Annotated in this window: 1 protein-coding gene; it reads left to right on the forward strand. The window is 64.5% G+C overall.

The window, feature by feature from the left end; translation table 11 throughout:
- A partial coding sequence (locus AC1DVR_RS23820; protein ID WP_478003098.1) for an enoyl-CoA hydratase/isomerase family protein occupies positions 1–645 on the forward strand: 645 nt, incomplete at its 5' end.
- Between the last annotated feature and the right edge of the window lie 88 nt (positions 646–733).

Consider the following 733-nt stretch of genomic DNA (forward strand, 5'->3'; position numbering starts at 1 on the left):
GGCAAGGCTTTTTCCTCGGGTTTCGACCTCTCGGAGATGGACCCCAACCCCGCTCCCGAAGCGATGCGGGCGGTGTTGCAGGCCGATTTCGACATCATCATGCGGTTCTGGAACAGCCCCAAACCCACCATCTCGGCGGTGCAGGGCTATACCTTGGGCGGTGGCTTCGAACTGGCCATGGCCTGCGACGTGACGCTGGCCGCCGAGACCGCGATCTTTGGCGAGCCGGAGCCCAAATTCGGCTCTGGCATCGTGGCGCTGATCCTGCCTTGGGTCACCGGGCCCAAACAAGCCAAGGAGATGCTGCTCTTCGGCAATGACCGCGTGACGGCCTCGCGCGCGCTTGCCATGGGGCTGGTGAACGCCGTAGTCCCGCCCGAGGCGCTTCTGGCCGAGGCCCATGCCCTGGCCCGCAAAGCCGCCCTTCTGGACGCCAATGCCCTGCGCCTGACCAAGCTGGCGATCAACCGCAGCTATGGCGCCATGGGGCTGGAAGGCGCTCTCGCTCAAGCCTTGGCGCTGGATGTCGAGATCGAGACGACCGACACCGAAGAATCCCGCACCTTCAAGCGCATCCTCAGCCAGGAAGGCGTCAAGCCCGCCATCGCCTGGCGCGAGGCGCGCTTTGCTTCCGAACTGGTCTGAACAAGGAATTCCCATGACCTTTCAAGCTCTTGTCGTCCGCAAGGACGGCGACCAGATCACCCAGTCGCTCGAGGGGCTCTCCGACGAC

The sequence above is a fragment of the Rhodobacter sp. P2_H5 genome, from assembly GCF_056403335.1.